The sequence below is a fragment of the Streptomyces sp. E11-3 genome (assembly GCF_046540415.1).
Taxonomy (GTDB): domain Bacteria; phylum Actinomycetota; class Actinomycetes; order Streptomycetales; family Streptomycetaceae; genus Streptomyces.
In genome coordinates this window covers 1482638-1499586 of record NZ_JAZGRL010000001.1, presented here as the reverse complement: position 1 = coordinate 1499586, position 16949 = coordinate 1482638, and the positions used below count along the sequence as shown (strand labels likewise).

General features: G+C 71.7%; 14 protein-coding genes and 1 pseudogene. 9 read left to right on the top strand and 6 right to left on the bottom strand.

The genetic code is table 11. From position 1 onward, the window contains the following. Positions 1-4: 4 nt before the first annotated feature. Positions 5-757: a helix-turn-helix domain-containing protein gene (locus tag U9R90_RS06915; RefSeq protein ID WP_411055498.1), complete on the top strand. Its 753-nt coding sequence runs from the start codon at positions 5-7 to the stop codon at positions 755-757. Here the strand turns inward: U9R90_RS06915 and U9R90_RS06910 are convergent. Further along, positions 741-1184 carry a VOC family protein gene (locus U9R90_RS06910; RefSeq protein ID WP_411055497.1) on the bottom strand — a complete coding sequence of 148 codons (444 nt, stop codon included), beginning with the start codon at positions 1182-1184 and terminating at the stop codon, positions 741-743. The genes U9R90_RS06915 and U9R90_RS06910 overlap by 17 nt on opposite strands. 180 nt (positions 1185-1364) lie before the next feature. Here U9R90_RS06910 and U9R90_RS06905 point away from each other — a divergent pair, with 180 nt between their 5' ends. Beyond that, positions 1365-2159 (top strand): 4'-phosphopantetheinyl transferase family protein, encoded by a 795-nt coding sequence (locus U9R90_RS06905; protein WP_411055496.1) that lies wholly within the window; start codon positions 1365-1367, stop codon positions 2157-2159. A 26-nt stretch (positions 2160-2185) separates the two neighbouring features. Here U9R90_RS06905 and U9R90_RS06900 read toward each other — a convergent pair whose 3' ends face one another. Then, positions 2186-3343 (bottom strand): MalY/PatB family protein, encoded by a 1158-nt coding sequence (locus U9R90_RS06900; RefSeq protein WP_411055495.1) that lies wholly within the window; start codon positions 3341-3343, stop codon positions 2186-2188. Between the two features lie 267 nt (positions 3344-3610). Between U9R90_RS06900 and U9R90_RS06895 the strand changes: the two genes are divergently transcribed. Together U9R90_RS06895 and U9R90_RS06890 are read left to right on the top strand one after the other, a co-directional pair. Beyond that, a complete protein-coding gene (locus U9R90_RS06895) occupies positions 3611-4918 on the top strand; it encodes a TrkH family potassium uptake protein (RefSeq protein WP_411055494.1) in 1308 nt (435 codons plus the stop codon). Next, positions 4911-5630: a potassium channel family protein gene (locus U9R90_RS06890; RefSeq protein ID WP_411055493.1), complete on the top strand. Its 720-nt coding sequence runs from the start codon at positions 4911-4913 to the stop codon at positions 5628-5630. The genes U9R90_RS06895 and U9R90_RS06890 overlap by 8 nt, the downstream gene beginning before the upstream one ends. Positions 5631-5746: 116 nt before the next feature. Here U9R90_RS06890 and U9R90_RS06885 read toward each other — a convergent pair whose 3' ends face one another. Further along, on the bottom strand, positions 5747-7009 hold the full coding sequence (locus U9R90_RS06885; protein WP_411055492.1) for a cation:proton antiporter: 1263 nt from the start codon (positions 7007-7009) through the stop codon (positions 5747-5749). Between the two features lie 386 nt (positions 7010-7395). On the opposite strand from U9R90_RS06885, the gene rsgA reads away from it, so the two are divergent. From rsgA to U9R90_RS06870, 3 genes are all read left to right on the top strand, one after another. After that, entirely contained in the window at positions 7396-8517 is a 1122-nt protein-coding gene (rsgA, locus tag U9R90_RS06880; RefSeq protein ID WP_411055491.1) for a ribosome small subunit-dependent GTPase A, read from the top strand. 132 nt (positions 8518-8649) lie between these two features. After that, positions 8650-10038 carry an AlkA N-terminal domain-containing protein gene (locus tag U9R90_RS06875; protein ID WP_411057663.1) on the top strand — a complete coding sequence of 463 codons (1389 nt, stop codon included), beginning with the start codon at positions 8650-8652 and terminating at the stop codon, positions 10036-10038. Beyond that, positions 10035-10547, top strand: a complete 513-nt coding sequence (locus U9R90_RS06870; protein WP_411055490.1) for a methylated-DNA--[protein]-cysteine S-methyltransferase — start codon at positions 10035-10037, stop codon at positions 10545-10547. The genes U9R90_RS06875 and U9R90_RS06870 overlap by 4 nt, the downstream gene beginning before the upstream one ends. A gap of 21 nt (positions 10548-10568) precedes the next feature. On the opposite strand, the gene U9R90_RS06865 is transcribed toward U9R90_RS06870, so the two are convergent. From U9R90_RS06865 to U9R90_RS06855, 3 genes are all read right to left on the bottom strand, one after another. Further along, positions 10569-10943 carry a PPOX class F420-dependent oxidoreductase gene (locus U9R90_RS06865; protein ID WP_411055489.1) on the bottom strand — a complete coding sequence of 125 codons (375 nt, stop codon included), beginning with the start codon at positions 10941-10943 and terminating at the stop codon, positions 10569-10571. Positions 10944-11081: 138 nt separating this feature from the next. Next, positions 11082-11564, bottom strand: coding sequence for a DUF456 domain-containing protein (locus tag U9R90_RS06860; protein WP_411055488.1), 483 nt, complete (start codon positions 11562-11564; stop codon positions 11082-11084). A gap of 98 nt (positions 11565-11662) precedes the next feature. Further along, on the bottom strand, positions 11663-12652 hold the full coding sequence (locus U9R90_RS06855; RefSeq protein WP_411055487.1) for a helix-turn-helix domain-containing protein: 990 nt from the start codon (positions 12650-12652) through the stop codon (positions 11663-11665). Between the two features lie 216 nt (positions 12653-12868). Here U9R90_RS06855 and U9R90_RS06850 point away from each other — a divergent pair, with 216 nt between their 5' ends. Together U9R90_RS06850 and U9R90_RS06845 are read left to right on the top strand one after the other, a co-directional pair. Beyond that, positions 12869-16630, top strand: a complete 3762-nt coding sequence (locus U9R90_RS06850) for a S8 family serine peptidase (protein WP_411055486.1) — start codon at positions 12869-12871, stop codon at positions 16628-16630. A 95-nt stretch (positions 16631-16725) separates the two neighbouring features. Beyond that, positions 16726-16949, top strand: a pseudogene (locus tag U9R90_RS06845) (hypothetical protein); the annotation flags it as partial.

The window sequence follows — 16949 nt, the reverse complement described above, 5'->3', positions numbered from 1 at the left end:
CAGGGTGGACGCGGAACCCGGTGCCTCGGAACCCGGCGCCGCGGTCCCCGGCGGCGGCTACCGGGAGCGGCCGTCCCGGCTCGACGGCGCGGTGCTCTGGACCCGCACGGTCCGGACCGACGACACCGCGCCCTACCCGGTGCTGCCCGACGGCTGTATGGACCTGTTGTGGGTCGACGGGCGGCTGCTGGTCGCCGGGCCCGACACCCGCGCCTACCGGCCGGGGACCACGGCGACCGCCGAGATGATCGCCGGAATCCGCTTCGCCCCTGGCACCGCGCCCGCCCTGCTGGGCGTCCCCGCCCACGAACTGCGCGACCAGCGCGTCGTCCTGGCGGACCTCTGGCCGTCCGCCAGGGCCCGCCGCCTCGCCGCACGGATCGACGCGTCCGGCGACCCTGCCTCCGGCCTCGAAGCCCTCGCCGTCCGCCTGGCCGCCGACACCGGTCCCCCTGACCCGCAACTCCGCCAGATCGCCGCCGATCTGAACGCGGGTCTGAGCGTCGCCGACACGGCCGCCCGTGCGGACATCGGCGCACGTCGGCTGCATCGCCGTTCGTTGGCGGCGTTCGGCTACGGACCCAAGACCCTGGCCCGGGTGCTGCGGCTGCAGCGTGCCCTGGCACTGGCCCGCGCGGGCCTGCCGTACGCGGACACCGCGGCGGCCGCGGGCTTCGCCGACCAGGCCCATCTGGCGCGGGACTTCCGCGACTTGGCGGGTGTGCCCCTCACGGACCTGCTCACTGCCGATCCGTAGCCTCCAGCGGCGCGAACAGGTCCACGCCGTTCCCGTCCGGGTCCTCGACGGTCGCGTACCGCTGCCCCCAGAAGGCGTCGAACGGCGCGAGCACCCCCTTGTACCCGGCGTCGGTCAGCTCCGCGTACCGCGCGTCCACGTCAGGACCGCTCTCGCACAGGAACGCGAGGCCGATCCGGCCCCCGGAGGTCGGCGGCAGCCAGTCGGGGTGGAACGAGCGGACGGTGTCCTCACGGTCGAGCGCGAACCGCAGCCCGCCCGCGAGCTCGGCCTCCACATGCGGCTGGTCATCGGCCCCTTCGGCGAACACGAGGCCCAGACGACGGTAGAAGGCGACCGAGGCGGCCATGTCGGAGACGACGATGCCGATCAGATCAAAACGCGGAGTAGCGGTCACTGGAGTACCAGTCCGTGGAGTAGCAGTCATACGGGCACCGTAGGCAGCCGTCCGCCCACGCGTCTTGAACGAATCGGACACCCTTCGCCGGCCGGTCCGTGCGGGCCAACAGGCCCAGGCCCCTGACGTGGTCCCGTGGGCATGGCACTCTGGGGCATCGTGGACAGTTCCCAGCTCGCCCACCCGCACCGGTTCCAAGGAGATCGACGTATGCCAGGCAGCCCCCGCGTTCGCGTGGATACCGCATCGGTGCCGGCACAGGTGCGGGCCAGGAGTGTGCGGCCGCTCGTGGGGGCGCCGCCCCTGACGGCGCTTCGCCGGGCGCGGCTGCGGACGCCCGTGGGGGCGGGGCAGGAGGCCGGACCCTGGCCGCAGCTGTGGCTGGTGTCCGCCGACGAGGCGGCGGCCGACCGGGACGCGCCGCTGCTCAGCGCTGAGGAACAGACCCGTGCCTCGGACTTCCGGCGCGCGAGCGACCGCCTGTTGTTCATCACCTCGCACGGCGCGCTGCGGCGCCTGCTCGGCGCCTACCTGGACGAGGACCCGGCCGCGCTGGAGTTCGTACGGGAAGACTGCCCCGGCTGCGGCGGCCCGCACGGACGGCCCGCCGTGCCCGGCACCCCCATCCACTTCTCGCTCTCGCACACCGGGGGCCTGGCCCTGCTCGGCTTCGCGGACCGCCCGGTGGGCGTCGACATCGAGCAGCTCCCCGACGACCAGGTCGTGAACGACGTCGCCACCGCGCTGCACGCACGGGAGCGAGCCGAGCTGGCAGCGCTGCCACCCGTCGCCCGTGCGGCCGCCTTCGCCCGCTGCTGGACCCGCAAGGAGGCCTACCTCAAGGGCAGAGGGGACGGCATCGCCAGCGAGGAGTTCAGCACCGCAGTGGTCGGCACCGGAGCCTCCCCGATCCAGCTCCCCGGCTGGACCCTCGCCGACATACCCGCACCCCCGGGCTTCGCGGCGGCCTGCGCCCTACGCGACAGCGACAGTGGCAGTCAGTGACAGGGGCCAGTGACGGCGACACCGGATCAGCCGAGCGCCGCGGCCATGCGCCGTACGGCCTCGGTGAGCAGCTCGGGTGACGTCGCCAGATTGAGCCGTACGTGCCCGGCCCCGCCCGCCCCGAACGGGGTGCCGCCGCTGAGTGCGACCCGGCCGCGCCGCAGGAAGACCTCGGCCGGATCGTCCCCCAGGCCAAGCTCCCGGCAGTCCAGCCATGCCAGGTACGTACCCTCCGGCGACCGGTGCCGTACACCCGGCAGCTGACGGGCCAGCAGCTCGGCCAGCAGCTGACGGTTCTCGTCCAGACCGGCGAGCAGCGCGTCCAGCCAGCCGCCGCCGTGCCGCAGCGCGGCCGTGTGGGCGATGATCCCCAGGTGGCTCGGGCCGTGGCTCACCTCTTCCGGCATGCGCGCCAGATCCGCCGTCGCGCCCGGTCCGGCCACCGCGAGGGCCGCCTTCAGTCCGGCCAGGTTCCAGGCCTTGGACGCGGACATCAGTGAGATGCCCGCCTCGGCCCCCGGCACCGACAGATACGGCACGAAGGTCGCGCCGGGCAGTACCAGCGGCGCGTGGATCTCGTCGACAACCACCCGCACCCGGTAGGCCTGCGCCAGCTTCGCCACATCGGCCAGCTCGTCGCGGGTGTGCACGGCCCCGGTCGGATTGTGCGGACTGCACAGCAGATACGCGGCCGACCGCCCGCCCGCCACCGCCTGCCGGAACGCCGACTCCAGCGCGCCGAGGTCGAGCCGCCCCGCGCTGAGCGGCGCCGCGACGACGCGCCGGTCCATGTGCTCCACGAACGCGTAGAACGGCGGGTACACGGGGGAGTTCACCACCACCGCGTCCCCGGGCCCGGTGAACAGCTTCAGCACCTCGACGACCCCGAGCATCACATCCGGCACGATCGCCGTACGCTCGGCCCGCACCCCGTCGAAGCCCCACCGCTCGCGGGCGAACGCGTCCAGCGCCTCGGCGTACGGCGTCCCGGCCGGATAGCCGGTGTCCCCGATGGCGACCGCGTCCGCCAGCGCCCGCGCCACCGGCTCGGCGACCGGCACATCCATCTCGGCCACCCACAGGGGCAGTACATCGGGCGGATAGGCGCGCCACTTCATGCTCGTACGGAGCCGCAAGGTGTCGAGGGGGAGTTGCCGCAGCGGGTTGGGATGTGGGGTGGTCATGACATGGAGTATGCCCACGGTCACGGACGGCTTAGTCGTGTCGCCTGGTCGGCCCAGGACGCGTAGGAATCGCGTATGGAATCCGTAAGTAATACGTTCGCACGTGGGGCGGGTGACTGGTCTTAACGCTAGGCCGCCTATCGTTGTCGCGGCCGGAACGGTTCAGCACGTTCGGCATGTACATACGAGAGGGGTCAACGAGTGGTGGCACGCACGCCACGGGCGTGGGCGTCAGTATTCACGGCTCATCCCGCGCGTACGCTCGCGATGGCCTTCGGCGGCGTCATCCTGTTCGGCGCCGTCCTGCTGGCCCTGCCCTTCGCGACGGTCGACGGCGCCGCGACCAGCCTGGTGGACGCCCTGTTCACCGCCACATCCGCGGTCTGTGTCACCGGCCTGGTGGTGGTGGACACCGGAACGCACTGGACCGGATTCGGCCAGGGCGTGATCCTCGGGCTGATCCAGGTCGGCGGCTTCGGCATCATGACGATGGCCTCGCTGCTCGCCCTGCTGATCTCGGGACGGCTGCGGCTGCGGATGCAGCTGACCGCGCAGGCGGAGACCAAGAGCTTCGGCATCGGCGACGTACGCAAGGTGCTGCTCGGTGTCGCCGGAACCACCCTGGCCGTGGAGCTCACGACCGCGGCGATCCTGTCGCTGCGCCTGAGATTCGCCTACGACTACGCCATCCCTGATGCCGTCTACCACGGGGTCTTCCACGCCATCTCGGCGTTCAACAACGCCGGTTTCGGCCTGCACGGCGACAGCCTGACCCAGTTCGCCACGGACCCCTGGATCACCCTGCCGGTCGCCATCGCCGTCATCCTCGGCGGCATCGGCTTCCCCGTACTCCTGGAACTGCTGCGGCACCGCAACCGGCGCCGCCGCACCGGCCACCGGACCTGGTCGCTGCACGTCAAGCTGACCGTGGTCACCACGGTCGCGCTGCTGCTGACCGGGACCGTCCTGACGATGGCCCTGGAGTGGAACAACCCGGGCACCCTCGGCCCCTTGCACTGGGCCGAGAAGCTCCTCAACGGCTTCTTCCACTCGGCGATGTCCCGCACCGCGGGCTTCAACGCGATCGACATCGGCGCCATGGAGGCCTCCACGCTGCTGCTCACCTGCGCCCTGATGTTCATCGGCGGCGGCAGCGCGGGCACCGCGGGCGGCATCAAGGTCACCACCTTCGCGGTGCTGGCCGTCGCCATCGTCGCGGAGACCCGCGGTGAACCCACCACCGCCATCCTCGGCCGCAAACTGGGACCGCACGTCCTGCGCCAGGCGCTGACCGTGGCACTGCTGGGCGTCGGCCTGGTGATCAGCGCCACCATGGCCCTGCTGACCGTCGCCGACGAGCCCTTCGAGGGCGTGCTGTTCGAGGTCATCTCGGCGTTCGGCACGGTGGGGCTGTCCACCGGTATCACCGCCGACCTGCCGACCATCGGGCATCTGATCGTGATCGGGCTGATGTTCGTCGGCCGAATCGGTCCGATCACCCTTGTCTCCGCGCTCGCCCTGCGTGAGCGGACCCGCCGTTACGAACTACCCGAGGAGCGACCCGTCATTGGGTAACTACCTGCACTCCCTGCGCCGACGCCGCCGCAAGCGGCTGGCCGGCAGCTATGCCCAGCCCGGCGAGCAGCGGGTCGCCGTCATCGGCCTCGGCCGGTTCGGCAGCTCGCTCGGCCATGAGCTGATGCGCCGCGGCTGGGACGTCCTGGGCATCGACACCGACGCCCGGCTCGTCCAGCGCAACAGCGACGCGCTCACCCACACCGCCGTCGCCGACTGCACCGACATGGAGGTGCTGCAGCAGCTCGGCGTGCACGAGTTCAGCAGCGCCGTCGTCGGTATCGGCACCGACATCGAGGCGTCCATCCTGGTCACGTCGAACCTCCTCGAGGGCGGGGTGCCCAACATCTGGGCGAAGGCCATCAGCCGTCAGCACGGCCAGATCCTGGAGCGCCTCGGCGCCCACCACGTCGTCCTGCCCGAGCACGAGATGGGCGAGCGCGTGGCCCACCTGGTGACCGGCCGGATGCTCGACTTCATCGAGTTCGACGACGACTACGCCCTGGTCAAGACCGTCGCCCCGGAGGTCGCCACCGGCGTCCCGCTCGGCGAGTCCGTGGTGCGCAGCACGTACGGTGTCACGGTCGTCGGCATCAAGCGCCCCGGCGAGGACTTCACCTACGCCACCGCCGAGACCGTGGTGGACAAGGGCGACGTCATCGTGGTCACCGGCAAGACCCGCGCGGTCGAGGCCTTCGCCGAGCTCAGCTGAACCGAGGGGCCGAGCTGAACTGCGGAGCCCAGCTGAGCGGTGGGGCCCAGCTGGGCCGCCGAGCTCAGCTGGGCCCTCGGTTCAGCTCGGCCCGAGGTGCGTCAACCCGCCCGCGGTCAGCGATCGCCGCGTTCGGCCGGGACCGCGGTAGCGGGGCCGTTGCCACCGCTCCCGACCGGGTCGTCTTCGTGACCGCTGTCGATACCGGCCAGATCGTCGACGTGGAAGATCCGGGCGATCGGTACGTCGGTGCTGCTGTGCGCGATGATCGAGAAGGCGATACAGACGGCGATCAGCGTGTACGCCTCCTCGCCGTGCGGAATCCCGGCCTGCAGCACCAGCAGCCCGTACACCACCGAGGCGAAGCCCTTGGGCCCGAACCAGGCGGCGACCAGCCGCTCCCGGCGGTCGAAACGGGTACCGACCAGCGAGACCAGCATCGACGCCGGGCGGATCAGCACGATCGCCAGCACCACGGCGACGTACCCGCCGAACGAGAGATCCCCGAAGAGCGTCGGGGTCAGCAGCGCGCCGAAGACCAACAGGGCTGCGAACTTGGCCAGCTCCGCCAATGCCTCACCGAGCGGCTCGAAGGCGTTCTTCGCCTCCGGGGACACCGCGGTGAGCACGGCGCCCGCGGAGAACGCCGCCAGGTAGGGGTTGGCGTGCGTGAGGTGGCAGAGCCCGTACAGGATCACGCCGATCGCCAGCGGCAGCAGCGGCTGCAACTTCGGTTCGGCGCCCAGCAGCGGCAGGCGTACGAGCCCGCTCACCAGCAGCGGCAGCACGACACCGAAGCCGAGGCCCAGCACCAGCTCCAACGCGATCTTCCCGAGGTCGGACTCGGCGTGCCCGGCCGTCGGCCCCGCCGCGGCGATCAGGATCAGCACGATGGGCAGCGCGAGACCGTCGTTGATGCCGCTCTCCACGTTCAGCAACTGACGCAGCTTGGACGGCACTTCCTTGCGTCCCACGATCGCCGAGGCGAACACCGGGTCGGTCGGCGCCAGCACGGCACCGACCAGGAACGACGTCGTCCAGTCCAGGCCCACCAGATAGTGCGTGATCAGCGCCATGCCGACGAGAGCGAGCGGCATGCCGAACCCCAGTGCGCGGGCCGGGTTCTTCCAGTTCTCCTTGAGCTTCGGGAAGGAGACATGCATACCGTCGGTGAACAGCACCGCGAACAGCGCCAAGTCGGCCGTGACGGCCACGATCTCGCTGTCCGGCGTGATGTGGATCAGCCCGAGGAAGCCGTCGCTGACCAGTGCCCCACCGACCAGGAAGAGGAAGGAGGTGGACAGCACCGTCCGGGCCGCGAGTCCGGACAGCAACACCGCGACCAGCAGCGCCACTCCGAAGACAGCGACAAGAATCATGAGGAACGCCCCCGCTACACACTGAAGCCAGATCCCGCTCGCCAGCCGGATCGCCAGGTAAACCGCGAGTGACCATACACGCAGGCCCGGCGCGCTCAGTTGCCAGGTGCCGGGCGGCAAAAGAAGAGGCGGCAAGAAGAGGCGGCAAAAAAAGAGCTGGCGCCGCACCGAGGCCCGAGCCTAGGCTTTGCCCCGTTCCCTCGGCGGCCCGTAGGCCGCCGTCATCAGCTGAGCAGGACCAGGAGGTGTGACCGATGGCTGTCGTCGACACGGGCACTGCCCGCATCCGGAAGTTCATCCATGCCACCTCCGTGGTCTCCGGCTGACCTCTTTCCTCTCCCACACCTGTGTGGGTGCCGGGGGCCACCCTTGTGAAGGGTCACCCCTTGTCCTCCTCTTCTTCCTCTGCCTCACCTCTGTCTCCTTCTCTGTCTCCGCTGGCGCCCTATGGCTGGAACGCGGCATGGGAGGCCGAGTTCGCCCCCTACGCCGAACACGGCCTGGTGCCGGGCCGCGTCGTACGTGTCGACCGGGGCCAGTGCGATGTCTTCACGGCCGACGGAACGGTCCGCGCCGACACCTCGCTGGTCACCCCGCATGACCCGATGCGGGTCATCTGCACCGGTGACTGGGCCGCCGTCGACCCCGAAGGCGGTGACCCACGGCTCGTACGCGCCTACCTGCCGCGCCGAACGGCCTTCGTACGCAACACCTCGTCGAAGCGGTCCGAGGGCCAGATCCTCGCGGCCAACGTCGACCACGCGATCATCGCTGTGTCGCTCGCGGCGGAGCTCGACCTCGGCCGGATCGAGCGCTTCCTGGCGCTCGCCTGGGAGAGCGGGGCGCAGCCGCTGGTCGTCCTCACCAAGGCCGACCTGGTGCCCGACCCCGCCACACTTGGACACCTAGTCTCGGATGTCGAGACGACGGCGCCCGGAGTGCAGGTGCTGGCCGTCAGCGCGGAGACCGGCGTGGGGACCGATGTACTCGCCGCGGTCGTCGCGGGCGGTACGAGTGTGCTGCTCGGGCAGTCCGGCGCCGGGAAGTCCACGCTGGCCAACGCGTTGCTCGGCCAGGACGTGATGGACGTCCAGGCCATCCGTGACGTCGACGGCAAGGGCCGGCACACCACGACCACCCGCAACCTCCTCGCACTGCCCGGCGGCGGTGTTCTCATCGACACGCCGGGGCTGCGTGGGGTCGGCCTGTGGGACGCCGAGTCGGGCGTCGGCCAGGTCTTCGCGGAGATCGAGGAACTGGCGCGGTCGTGCCGGTTCCACGACTGCGCGCATGTGGCCGAGCCGGGGTGCGCGGTGCTCTCGGCGCTCGTGGACGGCATGCTGCCGGAGCGTCGGCTCGACAGCTATCGCAAGCTGCTGCGGGAGAACCAGCGGATCGCGGCGAAGACGGATGTCCGGCTGCGGCACGAGATTCGCCGCGAGTGGCGTCTGAAGCAGGCCCAGGGCAGGGCGTCCCTGGACGCGAAGCAGGGCCGCGGCCTCCGCTGAGCAGGCCCTTCCCGAATGGCCTCAAACGCCGGCCGGGCTGAATTTTCAGCCCGGCCGGCGTCTGAGGCCACGCCCATGCCCCGCAACGCCGCGTCCGAATCCCGCCAGCCCGTGCGGCGAGCGCCCCGCACACTGGGCAGTGTGAACGATGAAGACACCAGGTACGAGGCGGTGCGCAGCCGCGACGCACGCTTCGACGGAGAGTTCTTCTTCGCCGTCGAAACCACCGGCATCTACTGCCGCCCGAGCTGCCCCGCCATCACCCCCAAACGACGCAACGTCCGCTTCTATCCCACCGCGGCCGCCGCCCAGGGCAACGGCTTCCGGGCCTGCCGCCGCTGCCGCCCCGACGCCGTCCCCGGCTCCGCCGAGTGGAACGCACGCGCCGATGTCGTCGGCCGGGCCATGCGCCTGATCGGCGACGGAGTCGTGGACCGCGAGGGTGTGCCGGGGCTCGCCGTACGGCTCGGCTACAGCACCCGTCAGGTGCAGCGTCAGCTGACCGCCGAGCTCGGCGCGGGCCCCGTCGCACTTGCCCGCGCCCAGCGGGCCCACACTGCGCGGCTGCTGCTGCAAACCACCGAACTGCCCGTCACGGACATCGCCTTCGCCGCCGGGTTCGCGAGCGTGCGGCAGTTCAACGACACGATCCGGCAGATCTACGCCCGCACCCCGAGTGCCCTGCGCGCCGAGACCGGCACCAGGATGAGCCGGGCGCCCGCCCTCCCAGTGGGCAGCGCCGAGTCCGGCCTGGTCGCGGGCGTACCGCTACGGCTCGCCCACCGCGGCCCGTACCACGCGGCGGCCGTCTTCGACCTGCTCGCGGCGGAGGCCGTCGGCCGCGTCGAAGAGGTGACCGGGGCACCAGGTGCCCGTACCTACCGGCGTACGCTGCGGCTGCCGCACGGCACCGGCATCGGCGCCGTGGACGAGCGGCAGACCGGGCCCTGGCTGGACGCCCGCATCCACCTCACCGACCTGCGCGACCTCACCACCGCCGTACAGCGGCTGCGGCGGCTCTTCGACCTGGACGCCGACCCGTACGCCGTAGACGGCCGGCTCGGCGCCCAGCCGCGGCTCGCCCCGCTGGTGGCCGCCCGCCCCGGCCTGCGCTCACCGGGCGCGGCCGACCCCGAGGAACTGGCCATCCGGGCCGTCGTCGGACACCGGGAGGCCGAGCGCCTGGTGGCCGAGTACGGCAAAGCCCTGGACGTGCCGTGCGGCTCGCTTACCCACGTCTTCCCCGAGCCCGCCGCACTCGCCGACGCGCTGCCGCTCGCGGCCGCGCTCGCCGACGGCTCCGTACGCCTGGACGCGGGCGCCGACCGCGACGACGCCGAACGCGAGCTGCTTCAGGTGGCCGGGGTCGACGCCGCGGCGGCGGCGTACATCCGGATGCGGGCGCTCGGGGACCCTGACGTGGGGCTCCCGGGCGAGCCGGTGAGCGATACCTGGCGGCCCTGGCGGTCGTACGCCGTACAACACCTTCGGACACAGCGAGACCTGGAGACCAGACGATGACGACCACCGAGCCCACGCCCGCCACGCCCACGACGTACTACACCACCCTCGACAGCCCGCTCGGCGAGCTGCTGCTCACCGGCGACGGCTCCGGCGCCCTGTCCTCGCTCTCCATGCCAGGGCAGCGCGGCGGCCGCACGGTACAGCCCGACTGGCGGCGCGCGCCCGACGCGTTCCGGGACGCCGAGGCACAGCTGCGGGCCTACTTCGCGGGCGAGCTCAAGGACTTCGACCTCGTCCTGCGCACCCACGGCACCGACTTCCGCGAGCGGATCTGGGCCGCCCTGGACTCCGTGCCGTACGGAGCGACCACGACCTATGGTGCGCTGGCCGCCGAGGCCGGTGCCTCGCGCGCCGCCGTACGGGCCGTCGGCGGCGCGGTCGGCGCCAACCCGCTGCTGGTCGTACGCCCCTGCCATCGGGTGATCGGCGCGGACGGCTCGCTCACCGGTTACGCGGGCGGCCTGGAGCGCAAGCAGCTGCTGCTGAGCCTCGAAGGAGCGATCTGACCTCTGGGGGCGTCCCGGACGTCAGGCCTTCTCGTCCAGGCCCCAGCTGTGAATCCGCTTCGGGTGGATGCGGATGATCTCCTCGCTGAAGTGCGGGCCCAGCTCATGCGGACCGGTCAGCAGCTCCGCCTCGCCTCGGATGTCCACGCCGCGCACATGCCAGGGCGTGACGCTGGCCAGGTCGTCCACGACCAGGGCGACCTTGGGGTTGTGCTGGAGGTTGCGCCACTTCTTGGTGGTACCCAGCGCGTACCCGCCGATCAGTATCGTCCCGTCGTCCTGGGGGAAGAACCCGACCGGGTTCGCCTGCGGCTGGCCCGTCGGATCGACGGTCGCCAGCCGCCCCAGGCGCTGGGTCTTGAGGTACGCGCGCTCGGCCTCGCTGAATTCGGTCATACGGCGAGCCTGGCACGCCCGCTCCGGTACCCGCATCAGCCTGGAGTCCTACGCGGGAGGCCCTACGCGGGAGGTCCTATGCGGGAGGTCCTACCCGTGAGGCCCAACCCGTGAGGCCCTAACCGTGCGGCCCTGCCGTCACCCCAGGATCTCCGCCCCGAGCCACGCCCCCATGACCAGCAGACACGCGATCAGCTCCACCAGCACACTCGTCCCCGCCGCCCGCATCAGCAGCCGGGTGGACGCCATCGCCGCCCCGTGCCCGCCGAGCCGGGCCCGTTCGGAGCCGTAGATCCCGCCTATGAAGCCCGGCACCGCGCCCACCACCGGCACCACGAAGAACCCGACCAGCGCGCCGAGCCCCGCGCACACCACCATCCGCCGGTCCACCCCGAGGCCGCGTATCCGGCGCGGCGGCAGCAGCAGCTTCACGGCCTCGGCCAGCAGCAGGACGGCCGTGGCGCCCACGAGCACCCACCAGGCCACGCCCGCCTGCACCCGCAGGGACCACCACAGGACGGCCCCCCACACCAGCCAGGCACCGGGAACGCCGGGGATCAGCACCCCGCTCAGGCCGAGCAGCATCACCATGCTGACCAGCAGGAGCTCCCAGACACCCATCTGCCCAGGGTGCAGGAGGCCGGACGATTTGGCAGGTCAGAGCGGCCGCGCAGGCCGTTTCTGGCCAGCCCGTGGGGCGGCGGCGTGACGCGCCGTTGTCAGCGCGGCTCCCGCGCCACCCAGCCCCGCTCGTACGCGTGCCACCCCAGCTGCAGCCGGGTCGTCACGCCCGCCAGCTCCATCAGCCGCTTCACCCTGCGCTGTACGGTGCGCAGCCCGAGCTCCAGCTGCTTGGCGACGCTCGCGTCGGTCAGCCCGGCCAGCAGCAGCGAGAGGATCTCCAGATCGGTGGCGTCGGGGCCGTCCGGACGCTCCTCGACCGGGCCGCCGTCCGCGCTGAGCCGCAGCGGCAGCGCGTCCCGCCACACCGCGTCGAACAGTCCGGTCAGCGACTCCAGGAGCCCGCTTGCGTGGACGACCAGCGCGGCCGGTTCCGCGTCCCGCGGCGTGAGCGGCACCATCGCCAGCGAGCGGTCGGCGATCACGAGTTTGGTCGGTACCCGGTCGACCGTGCGGACCCGCTCGTTGCGGCCGAGCGCGGCGGACAGCTCGTACCGCCCGGTGGGCTGCAGCAGGACGTCGCGCTCGACCACCACCCGGTAGTCGACGCCGCGGTCCGCGGCCTGCGGCTCGGCGTCGTTGTCCATGCCTGCGACCACATCCGGTTTCCCGGTCACCAGGGCGCACACCTCCTGGGTCGCGCCGAGCTGCAACTGCAGAAAGCGGCGACCCACCGCGCCCGCCCCGGTCACCACCTCGACCAGGTCGTGGACGCCGGGCTCGGTGGCCTGCGCCCGGTAGTCGTCGGCCAGCAGCGCGGCCGCCAGCTCCGCCTTCTCCAGCTCGTGCCGCTGCTGGGTGAGCAGGGCGCCGAGCGCGACCCCCGGCGGGGCCGCCACCCAGCGGCGCGGGCGCGCGGACGACTGCGCCGCGAGGCCGTGCTGTTCGAGTCGGCGCAGCGTGCGCTCCGTCTCGTACTCGCCGAGCGCGAGCCGCCGCGCCAGATCGGGCACGTCGGCGACACCGAGTGAGACGAGCGTGCGATACGCCGACTCCTGCACCCCGTCGAGTCCTATTGCCCCCAGCAAGCCACTGTCCTTCCCCACGTTCTGCTCCCCAAGCCCTGCCCGACGTTCTGCTCCCCAAGCCCTGCCCGACGTTCTGCACCCCAAGCTCTGGTCCCCGAGCCCGGACCCCACTCTGGCGGGAAACGGCCACGGCGGAAACCCGCCGCTCAACATCATCCCTGCACCACCCGCCACTCTGCCAATGTGTCGCCACCGCAGACTCGAGTGGGGAGACCGATGCGAGCGACAACGCGGAGTGCCTTGGGCGTGGCGATCGCCGCCGTCCTGGCCAGCACCGCAGCAGTGCCCTCGGTGGCGCAGCCACCTGAGGACCCGCCCAGGAACCGGCCGCTGGTCGGCAGCGAGGCCGCCGCGGCCGAGGGGGAGCGGCACACCGTCACCCTCGTCACCGGTGACCGGATTCTGGTGACCACCGACGCGTCAGGCCGGAGCGCCGCCACCGCGCTGCCCGGCGAGGACGGCGGCCAACCCCTCATCCAGACCCGGCAGTCGGGCGACGACCTGTACGTCTACCCCGAGCGCGCGGTCGGCGCGCTCACCGCGGGCCGGGTCGACGAACGGCTCTTCAACGTCACGGGCCTGATCCGGCAGGGATACGACGACGCGCACAGCAAGGCGCTGCCCCTGATCGCCGTATACGACAAATCTGTTGATGTCGCCCGTAGCGCCCCACAGGCGCCCCGCGGCGCCAAGCGCGGGGCGGTACTCGCGCCCGTCCGCGGCGTCGCCCTCAAGGCCGACAAGAAGAAGTCCGCCGACTTCTGGGCGGACGTCACCGCCCGTAAGTCCCGTGCCGCCACCGGTCTGAAGAAGCTGTGGCTGGACGGCAAGGTCGAAGGCACACTCGACCAGTCGACCGAGCAGGTCAACGCACCCCAGGCCTGGGCGGACGGGTACGACGGCAAGGGCACCAAGGTCGCCGTCCTGGACACCGGCGCGGACGCCGAACACCCCGACCTGGGGGGCCGGATCGCCGCGAACGAGAACTTCACCGACTCCGACACGGCCGACGACCGCCAGGGCCACGGCACCCACACCATCTCCACGGTCGGCGGCACCGGCGCGGCCAGCGACGGCAAGAAGAAGGGCGTCGCGCCCGGCACCGAACTCCTCAACGGCAAGGTGCTCAACGACTACGGCTCAGGACTGGAGTCGTGGATCGTCGCCGGTATGGAGTGGTCCGTCGACAACGGCGCCGATGTCGTCTCGATGAGCCTCGGCAGCCCCCAACCCACCGACTGCACCGACCCGATGAGCATGGCCGCCGAGCGACTCGCCCAGAAGAGCGGCGCGTTGTTCGTCATAGCCGCCGGAAACTCCGGCCCCTCGCTGAACACCGTGTCCTCGCCCGGCTGCGCGCCCAGCGTGCTGACCGTCGGCGCCGTCGACCGCGACGACTCCACCGCCTCGTTCTCCAGCCGCGGCCCCGCGATCGACACCCACACCCTCAAGCCGGAGATCGCCGCCCCCGGTGTCGGCATCTCCGCGGCATCGGCGGGCGGCCGCGGCGCCTACGCGTACCAGTCGCTGAGCGGTACGTCGATGGCGACCCCGCATGTCGCGGGCGCCGCCGCCATCCTCAAGCAGCGCCACCCCGACTGGTCACCGCAGCAGCTCAAGGCCGCTCTCGTCTCGTCCGCCAACGCGGACGTCCCCGGCGACGTACGGGAGGTCGGCGGGGGCGCCCTGGACGTCAAGGCGGCCGTCGACGCCACGGTGCTCGGCACACCCGCCGTCCAGGGCGGCACCTTCAACTGGCCGCAGGACAGCGGTGATCGCACCACCGTCGACGTGCCGTACACCAACACCGGTGACAAACCGGTCACGTTGAGCCTCGCCGTCGAAGGCGTCACGGGCAACGACGGCTCCGCCGTCGGCTCCCGTGTCGCGTCGCTCGGCGCCCGCTCGGTGACCGTACCGGCCGGTGAAACGGTCAAGGTGCCGCTGAAGATCGACCCGACCGCGCGCCTGAAGGCCGCCCAGTACGGCGATGTGACGGGCCGTCTGCTCGCCACCGCCGACGGCGTCTCGGTCTCCACGCCCTTCTCGCTGTACGTCGAGCCGGAGACCGCGACGCTGACGGTCAAACTCGTCGACCGGCTGGGCAAGCCCGCCGCGGGCGCGTCCTCCATCGACGTCATCGGCACCGACGACGCAACCGGTGAACGCCGCTTCAACGACGGCGCGGCCGAGCAGACCTACCGGCTGCGCACCGGCGCGTACTTCGTCTCCAGCTTCGTCACCACCCCAGACGCGGGCGAGGGCGCCACGCTGACCGACTCGCTCAGCTACCTCGGCCGCCCGCAGCTGAAGCTGACCCGGGACACCACCCTGGTCCTGGACGCCCGTAAGGCACACCGGCTCAAGGCCGAGGCCGAGCGGAAGACCGAGACCCGCGGCGGCACGCTGTCCTTCGCCCGCGCCTGGGACGACACCTGGCTGCACGCGGGCAGCGCCTCCGGCGGCCGGAGCGTCCGCGGCTACTACGCCTCGGTCGAAGGCGAGGCGAGCGACGGCGACTTCGAGTTCGGCAGCTACTGGCGACAGTACGCACCGCTGGTCTCCGAGCTGAAGACCACCGACGGACTGACCCTGCACCCCGTCGCGTCGGGCACCGGCTCCACCAACCTCGACGGCACCGGTGAGGCGGAACTCGTCGACGCGGGCCAGGGTTCGCCCGACGAGCTGGCGGCCGCGGACGTCAAGGGCAAGGTCGCCCTGGTGCTGCTCCCCGACAGCGGAGCCGTCGGCACGGTGGCCAGGGACGCCAAGGCCGCCGGCGCCAAGGCCGTACTGGCCCACCGCGAGGCACCGGGCCGCTGGCAGCCGGGCGCCGGGTTCCTGGGCGCCGAACTGCCCACCCTCGGCGTCGAGTCCGGCGAGGCCAAGACGCTGCTCGGCAAGCTCGCCACCGGCAAGGTCACACTCGCCTGGAAGGCCACCGCGAAGAGCCCGTACGTCTACAACCTCGGCTTCTTCGAGGACGGGCCGATCGGCCGCGACCGCACCTACCGGGTACGCGACCGCAAGCTCGGCAAGACCGAGGCGACGTACGGCTCGATGGGCGTGGCCACCGACTACATCGAGAACCCCGCCGCCTACCGCCCGATCGGCAACGCCGTCTCCCTCGGCTTCATCGACCCGGTCGCCGCACCCGGCAAGCGCACCGAGTACTACTCGGCGGGCGACACCGCCTGGGACCACATCGTCTCCAGCAGCTTCCCGTGGGGCGAGTTCATGATCGACCCGCAGCGCACCTACCAGGCCGGAAGCAAGCGCACCGAGCGCTGGTACGACGGTGTGGTCGGGCCGACCGCACCGCGCGACGCGGCGGGCAAGCCCACCCTCGTCGCCGAGCGGCAGGCCAACCTGATCGGCTTTTCGGCCGCGATGTGGGGCGACGGCACGCACCACGCCGAGCAGGGCTCCTTCGGCGACATCGGCAGCCTCGAACTGCGCCGGGACGGCGAACCGATCGGCAACAGCGCCTATCCGTCAGGGGTGTTCGAGGTCCCGGCCGAGGACGCCGCGTACGAACTCGAGCAGCGGACCATGAAGATCGGCCAGCCTTCCGCCGTCTGGAAGCGGTCGGAGTCGGTGCGGACGGTGTGGTCGTTCCGCTCGAAGCTCGACGCGTCGCAGTACTCGCAGCCCCTGCCGATCCTCTTCCCGCGCGTGAAGCTGCCGGAGGACGGGCTGAAGACGGTGGCGGAGAAGGACGGGCTGCGGCTCGGCCTGAGCGTCACCGGGCACGCGGGCTACACGCCGGGCGCCATCCGGGACGCGAAGGTCTCGTACTCCTACGACGAGGGCGAGACCTGGACCGAGGCGGCGGTCTCGGGCACCGGTGACAGCCGCACGGCGACCGTGGACCACGCGGGAGCCTCCGGTGCACAGGTCTGGCTCAGGACCGAACTGACGGACGCTAACGGCCACTCCGTCTCCCAGACGGTGTCCCGCGCGTACGACGTGCGGTAGCCGCGTAGACAGTCCGTCGGCTCGTCTCCTTCTTCCGGCTGACTATTTCCGGATGCCCCGTTTTCGTACGCCCCGTGCGGTGGACAATAAGGGGCATGAGCCATCAGGGGGACAGGCCGACCGGAACCTCCGGACAGGAGGACGACTGGTGGGGCCAGCTGTACGACGACTCGACCGACGACACGGGTCCGGCAGCGGGGGGCGACACGCTGGACGACCGCTTCGCCTCGGCCTCGGGCACCCTCGAAGCGGCGCCGCCGCGCCCGGAACAACCGCACTACACCCCGCCCCGAGCCCCCTGGGAACCTCCCAACTCCCC

Bases quoted from the DNA above. Each gene is read 5' to 3' on its own strand.
- U9R90_RS06870 (WP_411055490.1), top strand. From the start codon at position 10,035: ATGACGACCACCGAGCCCACGCCCGCCACGCCCACGACGTACTACACC.
- U9R90_RS06895 (WP_411055494.1), top strand. From the start codon at position 3,611: ATGGCCTTCGGCGGCGTCATCCTGTTCGGCGCCGTCCTGCTGGCCCTG.
- U9R90_RS06900 (WP_411055495.1), bottom strand. From the start codon at position 3,343: ATGACCACCCCACATCCCAACCCGCTGCGGCAACTCCCCCTCGACACC.
- U9R90_RS06885 (WP_411055492.1), bottom strand. From the start codon at position 7,009: ATGATTCTTGTCGCTGTCTTCGGAGTGGCGCTGCTGGTCGCGGTGTTG.
- U9R90_RS06905 (WP_411055496.1), top strand. From the start codon at position 1,365: ATGCCAGGCAGCCCCCGCGTTCGCGTGGATACCGCATCGGTGCCGGCA.
- U9R90_RS06850 (WP_411055486.1), top strand. From the start codon at position 12,869: ATGCGAGCGACAACGCGGAGTGCCTTGGGCGTGGCGATCGCCGCCGTC.
- U9R90_RS06860 (WP_411055488.1), bottom strand. From the start codon at position 11,564: ATGGGTGTCTGGGAGCTCCTGCTGGTCAGCATGGTGATGCTGCTCGGC.
- U9R90_RS06865 (WP_411055489.1), bottom strand. From the start codon at position 10,943: ATGACCGAATTCAGCGAGGCCGAGCGCGCGTACCTCAAGACCCAGCGC.
- U9R90_RS06910 (WP_411055497.1), bottom strand. From the start codon at position 1,184: ATGACTGCTACTCCACGGACTGGTACTCCAGTGACCGCTACTCCGCGT.